Consider the following 7,369-nt stretch of genomic DNA (forward strand, 5'->3'; position numbering starts at 1 on the left):
ATTGAGGAACTGATATGAGCTCAGGTGTTATCGTTCAAATTATTGGCGCGGTTGTTGACGTGGAATTTCCACGTGATGCTATACCGAAAGTATATGACGCACTCCTTGTAAAGGAAGTGGGTTTAACACTAGAAGTACAACAGCAGATTGGCGACGGTGTTGTTCGTACCATTGCTATGGGTACAACAGACGGTGTTAAAAGGGGCTTAGATGTAACGAATACTGGTGAAGCAATTCAAGTACCAGTAGGAACTAAAACATTAGGTCGTATTATGAATGTTCTAGGTGAACCGATTGATGAAAAAGGACCAATTGGTGAAGAAGAACGCTGGGGTATTCACCGTACAGCGCCTTCTTATGAAGAACAAGCAGCATCAAATGATATCTTAGAAACAGGTATTAAAGTTATTGACTTAGTTTGCCCGTTTGCAAAAGGTGGTAAAGTTGGTTTGTTTGGTGGTGCTGGTGTTGGTAAAACCGTTAATATGATGGAGTTGATCCGTAACATCGCGATTGAACATAGCGGCTATTCAGTATTTGCTGGTGTGGGTGAACGTACTCGTGAAGGAAACGATTTCTATCATGAAATGACCGATTCAAACGTTATTGATAAAGTATCGTTAGTTTATGGACAGATGAATGAGCCTCCAGGAAACAGACTACGTGTTGCTTTAACAGGCTTAACGATGGCTGAGAAATTTCGTGCAGACGGCAGTGATGTTTTATTGTTTATTGATAACATTTATCGTTACACATTAGCTGGAACAGAAGTGTCTGCGCTATTGGGACGTATGCCTTCAGCGGTGGGTTATCAACCTAACCTTGCTGAAGAAATGGGTGTATTCCAAGAACGTATTACATCAACCCGTGAAGGTTCAATTACCTCCATTCAAGCGGTTTATGTTCCTGCGGATGATTTAACCGATCCATCGCCTGCAACGACATTTGCTCACTTGGATGCGACTGTTGTGTTATCACGTCAAATTGCTGAACTAGGTATTTACCCTGCTATTGACCCATTAGATTCTACAAGTCGTCAATTAGACCCATTAGTGATTGGTGAAGAGCACTATCAAGTGGCTCGTGATGTTCAAGGTACGTTGCAACGTTATAAAGAATTAAGAGATATTATTGCTATTCTGGGTATGGATGAGTTATCAGAAGAAGATAAATTATCGGTTGCTCGTGCACGTAAAATTCAACGTTTCTTATCACAACCATTCTTTGTGGCTGAGGTGTTTACAGGTTCGCCTGGTAAATACGTTTCACTTAAAGATACTATTGCAGGTTTTAAAGGTATTATTGCAGGTGATTACGATCATATTCCTGAGCAAGCATTCTATATGTCAGGAACGATTGACGAAGTGATTGAAAAACACGCTAAGCAAGCAGCTTAAATTAAGGGGCTAAAATGAGCATGACAATTCATGTCGACATTGTAAGTGCAGAAGCTTCCATTTTTTCTGGATTGGCTGAAATGGTTTTCGCTCCGGGTGAACTGGGTGAACTGGGTATTGCGCCACGGCATGCGCCACTTGTTACTCGACTTAAACCGGGTGAGGTTCGTGTGAATACTGGTAAAGTTGAGTTGGATTTCTTTATTTCAGGTGGTATTCTCGAGATTCAACCTCATCTAGTGACGGTTCTTGCTGATACAGCTGTTAGAGCGGATGACTTAGATGAAGCAAAAGCGTTGGCAGCCAAGAAACAAGCTGAAGAGGTATTAGCAAATAAAACATCTGATATTGATTTTGCTAAGGCTCAAGCAGAGTTAGCTGAAGCTGCAGCACAGTTACAGGCAATTAGCCGGTTAAGGAAAACACGTTAAGCTTGGTTTAAATAAGTTACTAAGTGAAGTTACCGTTTGTGTAGCAGATCGTTGGATATAAAAATAAAACCCGCCCATAGGCGGGTTTTTTTATACCTGTTAAACTAGGGCTTGATCTGGAAATATTATCAAAATGAATATAAAAACTATCGTATTAGCCGCGGGCAAAGGCACGCGGATGAAGTCGAATAAAGCAAAAGTGTTGCATCAAATTGGTGGAAAACCAATGTTACAGCACGTTATTGAATCAGCGAGACCATTGAGCAGTGAGGTTGTTGTCGTTTATGGTCATGATGGCGAAGAGGTTAAAAAGAAACATTCGCAGTTTGATATTAATTGGGTTGAACAAATCGAACAATTGGGAACAGGCCATGCAGTCAAGCAGGCATCACATTACATAGCTGAAGACGATATTGTATTAATTTTATATGGTGATGTGCCATTAATTAACAGCTCTACACTGCATAAGTTGATTACACACGTTGATACTAAGTCTATGTCTTTATTAACGGTAACACTTGAAAACCCAATGGGTTACGGGCGAATCGTTAGAGAGGGTAATAAGGTTTGTAAGATAGTTGAGCAGAAAGATGCGACTGATATTCAATTACAAATTACTGAGGTCAACACCGGCATTATGGCGGTTCATGGGAAGCATTTAGTAAACTGGTTGGAGCAATTAAATAATAGTAATGCTCAGGGAGAATATTACTTAACAGATATTATTGAAATGGCGGTTAATGAAGAGGTTAGCGTTAATACGGTACATGCTGTGAATGAATTTGAAGTACAAGGTGTTAATTCAAAAATACAACTCAATGAACTTGAGAGATATTATCAACTGTATCAGGCAGAAGAGTTAATGAACTTAGGCGCTACACTTGCAGATAAGTCGAGGATAGATGTCCGAGGTGAATTGACGTTAGCCGGTAATGACGTTTATATAGATATCAATAATGTTTTTATAGGGGCAGTTAGCTTAGGTAGTAATGTACATATTGGGCCAAATTGTGTGATTGAAAATGCGATTATTGCTGATGGTGTTGTCATTAAAGCTAATTCTGTATTAGAAAATTGTGTTGTCGGTGAAAATAGTACAATTGGCCCCTTTGCTCGACTTCGTCCTGGTGCAGAGCTGGCAAAAGGTGTGCATATCGGCAACTTTGTTGAAGTGAAAAAAGCAACTATTGATGAGGGATCAAAGGTAAACCACTTAAGTTATATTGGTGATGCTGAAATTGGTAAATTCGTTAATGTTGGCGCCGGTACCATTACATGTAATTACGACGGAGTTAATAAACATAAAACCGCTATCAAAGATGGTGCATTTATTGGCTCTGGCACACAACTAGTTGCCCCGGTTACAGTAGAGGAAGGGGCTACGTTAGGTGCCGGGACAACTCTGTCAAAAGATGCTCCCGCTAATGCCCTAACAGTGACTCGTACAAAACAAATAACATTAAATGGCTGGAAGAAGCCGATGAAGGATTAAAAGGGCTTGTATGTGTGGAATAGTAGGTGCGGTATCACAACGAGATATCACAAATATTTTAGTAAAAGGCCTTCAAAGGCTGGAGTACCGTGGCTATGACTCGGCGGGCGTTTGTATCGTTACGGATAATGATGAACTCGAAAGGCGCCGCACCGTAGGCAAGGTAAAAAACCTTGAAAAGTTAATTGAGGCTCAGCCTTTATCGGGCTTTTGCGGTATTGCTCATACCCGCTGGGCAACGCATGGTGTTCCTTCAGAAACTAATGCACACCCGCATATGTGTGGTGACGTTGCACTGGTGCATAATGGCATTATTGAAAATTATGAAGTATTACGTAAGCAGCAATTAGAAACAGGCCACCAATTTGATTCAGACACTGATACAGAAGTGATTGTTCATGCTGTGTCTGATGCATATAAAAAAACCAATGATTTGCTGACTTCAGTTCAAAAAACAGTTGAGTCATTAGAGGGCGCCTATGCATTGGGCGTCGTTGAAAAAGGTAATAATGATCATTTAATAGCAGTAAGAAAAGGCAGCCCCTTGGTGATTGGTATTGGCAATAACGAACATTTTATTGCCTCTGATGTTTTTGCTTTGCTGGGAGAAGCAGAGCACTTTATTTATTTAGAAGATGGTGATGTGGCAGACATTACTCATAAGGGTGTGACGATATACGATGCCAAGGGCCGGCAGGTTAAGCGCAAAATTAATAAAACAAAATTACAAGTTAATGATGCTGGTATAGGGGAGTATGATCACTACATGCAAAAAGAAATTTTTGAGCAGGCAGCGGTACTTAAACAAACCCTTAAAGGACGTATCGCCAATGGGCGATTATTATCAGATTGTTTTGGCAAAGATGCTGAGGAGGCGTTCAAAAGCATTGAAGAAGTCCAAATTGTGGCCTGTGGAACTAGTTTTCATGCAGGGCTGGTAGCAAAGTACTGGTTTGAATCAGTGGCTGGCCTACCTTGTCATATCGAAGTGGCGAGTGAGTTTAGATACAGGCCGCATATTGTTATTAGGAAAACATTGTTTGTTACGATTTCACAATCAGGAGAAACAGCGGATACTCTGGCTGCTCTCCAAGCCTCCTCAGACATTGGTTATGCACATACATTAACGATTTGTAATGTTCCTGAAAGTTCATTAGTTAGAGAATCGGAATGGGCATTGATGACGAAAGCAGGGCCAGAAATAGGTGTGGCATCAACAAAAGCATTTACCACACAATTAACAGCCCTACTGTTGCTGGTGATTGCCTTAGGTAAGCACCATAAAATTGATGATAAAAAAGAGATAGAAATCGTCAGGCAATTAGAAGTATTACCAGAACAAGTGGCGGAAGTACTTCGTCTTGAGCCAGACATTATTGAGTTTGCAAAGCAGTTTAGTAATAAACACCATGCATTATTTTTGGGTCGTGGCGAGCAATACCCCGTTGCAATGGAAGGTGCCTTGAAGCTTAAAGAGATTTCTTATATTCATGCAGAAGCTTACCCAGCAGGTGAGTTAAAGCATGGGCCTTTAGCACTTGTTGATGACCAAATGCCGGTTGTTGCTGTGGCGCCAAACAATGATTTATTAGAAAAGCTGAAGTCCAACCTGCAAGAAGTGCAGGCTAGAGGGGGCGAGTTGTTTGTTTTTGCTGATACACATGCAATATTTGAAGAGGTAAAGGGGTTAAAAATTATTCGAGTATCAGAGATCAATGAAATAGTTGCTCCCATTATTTATACGGTACCGCTGCAATTATTGGCCTACCATGTCGCGGTTATTAAAGGAACCGATGTCGACCAACCGCGTAACCTTGCCAAATCAGTAACGGTTGAATAAGGAGTAAATAAAATCATGTAGTTAGAAAAAATAAAATTGATCAGCGTCAATTTTTTTAGAAAAATTTCTAACAGCTGCTCGTTCAAGCCTGTATGCTTTTTACAACACCAACATATAAAGGTGTAGTAAAAATAAAACAGGGGGAGTTTCATGAAGAAATCGATTATAAAATCGAGCGCGGGTATAGCACTCGGCTCGGCACTACTATTGTCCCAAATCGGGACGGCACAGGCTTTCAGTTTTCATCAGGGTGAGTTAAGAGGTTCTTTTGATACCGATTTAACCTATGGTATTTCAATGCGGACTGAGGATGCTGATAGTAATAACTTCGGCGCGTACGGTAACCGGATTTTTAAAGATGCTGGTGATGTGTTCAGTAATTCTATCCGTGGATCTAGTACATTAAGTTTAGAGTATGGCGATTATGGCATGCTGGCGCGAGGTAACTATTTTTATGATTATGCATATGACAATGAAGATTTAGCTGACCAAGCGCATGATAAATTAGTGCGTGATTTGTCACTAACTGACTTAATGTTTTATGGTTATTTTGGTGATAATGATCAGGTTAATGTAAGGGTTGGTAAACAGGTTATAAGCTGGGGTGAGAATACGTTTATTCAAGGCTCAATTAATGATATTAATACTGTTGACGTAAACAAACTTAGACAGCCTGGGCTTGCACTTAAAGATGCATTTATTGGTACAAATGCTGCTTATGTTTCATGGAATATTGATGACGAGTGGACTATTGAATCTTTCTATCTTTTTGAATTTGACCAAATTCAATTAGATCCAGCAGGTTCTTATTTTGCTGGTCTTGATGCAGTAGGTGCAGGCGGTGGTTTTGATACGGCAGGTGATGGTGTTGTCGGCGGTGTGGCCACAGGTGCAGCTAACCTACCTTTTGGTGCGCCTTCTGGAGCCTGTATTTCGCCTGATCAATTAGATGATTGCGGTCTAGTAGGTGGTTCTTTAGTAAGAGTGGGTGATAAGTTTGCTGAAGGTGGTCAATATGGTTTGGCAATTCGTAAATTCTTTCCAGAAGTATTTGGTGGAACAGAGCTCGCGTTGTATTACCAAAGTCTTCATGACAATACACCGATGATCTCAACATTTTACGGAACCGGTCAATTCTTTTTAGAATACGTAGAGAATATTGAGCGTATTGGTATGTCATTTAATACCAATATTTCTGGCTGGGCGATAGGCGGTGAGTACCACGTAAGAAAAGATGCGCCGATACAAATGACTGGTGGGGTGCTATCAGGATTAGGAGCAGCAGGCCCATTTCCAGCAGGCTTAGGACTATGTGGTACTTGTGCGGTAGGTGACGAGGTAACTGGATATGACTTCGTTGATAGGCATCAAATGCAAATGACCTTCCAACGTATTTGGGGTGTTGGCTTTATGGATGCAGATGCTAATAGCACCTTACTAGAAGTTGCGTATGGCTGGGTTGATGATTTGCCAACCAAAAATGAGCCGATTGTTGGTGGTGCCTTTAGATCAGTGTTTAATCCTCAAGTGACTGAGAGCTTTTGGGGCTTCCAAATTAAGCAAAGTCTTACTTATGAAGCAGCATTGTTTAATGTCGCATCCGTTTCTCCTTTTATCGCATTTAAATACGATGTTGAAGGGGTATCTAACGAAATTGTTCCTCTATTTGTTGATGACCGAAAAGCGTTAACAATTGGTGCTAACTTTGGCTATGGCGGTGGTACATGGGCAGGTGGTGTTAGCTGGACTATTTTCGATGGCCAAAATGGGATGTTAAATCAAGCGGGCAGTCGCTTGAATGGGAAAACAGATCGTGACTTTGTTCAAGCAAATATAAGCTACTCTTTTTAGGTTTAACCCTAGAAGAAGCATAATAAATTTAAGTATTTAAGAGGAAATGAAATGAGACTATTTAATAGTACTTTAAAGACAGCATCTGCCATTATATTGGCATCTGCATTATTGCCAGGGGCAGCGCTGGCCAAATTAAGTGATGCCGATCTGGCAAGGTTAGGAATCGAAGGAACAGAATTGACTCCGATGGGCGCTATTCGTGCAGGTAATGCCGAGGGCACTATTCCAGCATGGGAAAGTACGCCTATCAAAGGTGTAGAAGGAGGTAATGGTGAAAGCTTGGCTGACCCATTTGCCGATGAGAAGCCGCTATTCACCATTACTGCGGCTAACTATACGGAGTATGAAAGTCAGC

At 41.0% G+C, this 7,369-nt stretch carries 5 protein-coding genes and 1 pseudogene; all 6 read left to right on the forward strand.

The window, feature by feature from the left end; all coding sequences use genetic code 11:
* Positions 1–14: 14 nt before the first annotated feature.
* The gene (atpD, locus tag KUG63_RS10725) at positions 15–1,397 is read left to right on the forward strand and encodes a F0F1 ATP synthase subunit beta (RefSeq protein ID WP_015007006.1); all 1,383 of its coding nucleotides are present in this window, start codon (positions 15–17) and stop codon (positions 1,395–1,397) included.
* Between the two features lie 14 nt (positions 1,398–1,411).
* Positions 1,412–1,828, forward strand: coding sequence for a F0F1 ATP synthase subunit epsilon (locus tag KUG63_RS10730; RefSeq protein WP_015007005.1), 417 nt, complete (start codon positions 1,412–1,414; stop codon positions 1,826–1,828).
* Positions 1,829–1,961: 133 nt separating this feature from the next.
* Positions 1,962–3,320 carry a bifunctional UDP-N-acetylglucosamine diphosphorylase/glucosamine-1-phosphate N-acetyltransferase GlmU gene (glmU, locus tag KUG63_RS10735; protein ID WP_287555312.1) on the forward strand — a complete coding sequence of 453 codons (1,359 nt, stop codon included), beginning with the start codon at positions 1,962–1,964 and terminating at the stop codon, positions 3,318–3,320.
* A gap of 10 nt (positions 3,321–3,330) precedes the next feature.
* Entirely contained in the window at positions 3,331–5,160 is a 1,830-nt protein-coding gene (gene glmS / locus KUG63_RS10740; protein ID WP_287555314.1) for a glutamine--fructose-6-phosphate transaminase (isomerizing), read from the forward strand.
* 150 nt (positions 5,161–5,310) lie between these two features.
* Entirely contained in the window at positions 5,311–7,011 is a 1,701-nt protein-coding gene (locus KUG63_RS10745; protein WP_287555316.1) for a DUF1302 domain-containing protein, read from the forward strand.
* A 51-nt stretch (positions 7,012–7,062) separates the two neighbouring features.
* Positions 7,063–7,369 (forward strand): annotated as a pseudogene (locus KUG63_RS10750) (DUF1329 domain-containing protein); the annotation flags it as partial.

It is taken from the genome of Cycloclasticus sp. (genome assembly GCF_019090545.1).
GTDB classification, from domain to species: domain Bacteria; phylum Pseudomonadota; class Gammaproteobacteria; order Methylococcales; family Cycloclasticaceae; genus Cycloclasticus; species Cycloclasticus pugetii.

Excerpts from the sequence above, each read along its gene's own strand:
- atpD (WP_015007006.1), top strand. The coding sequence starts at position 15 with ATGAGCTCAGGTGTTATCGTTCAAATTATTGGCGCGGTTGTTGACGTG.
- KUG63_RS10745 (WP_287555316.1), top strand. The coding sequence starts at position 5,311 with ATGAAGAAATCGATTATAAAATCGAGCGCGGGTATAGCACTCGGCTCG.
- KUG63_RS10730 (WP_015007005.1), top strand. The coding sequence starts at position 1,412 with ATGAGCATGACAATTCATGTCGACATTGTAAGTGCAGAAGCTTCCATT.
- glmS (WP_287555314.1), top strand. The coding sequence starts at position 3,331 with ATGTGTGGAATAGTAGGTGCGGTATCACAACGAGATATCACAAATATT.
- glmU (WP_287555312.1), top strand. The coding sequence starts at position 1,962 with ATGAATATAAAAACTATCGTATTAGCCGCGGGCAAAGGCACGCGGATG.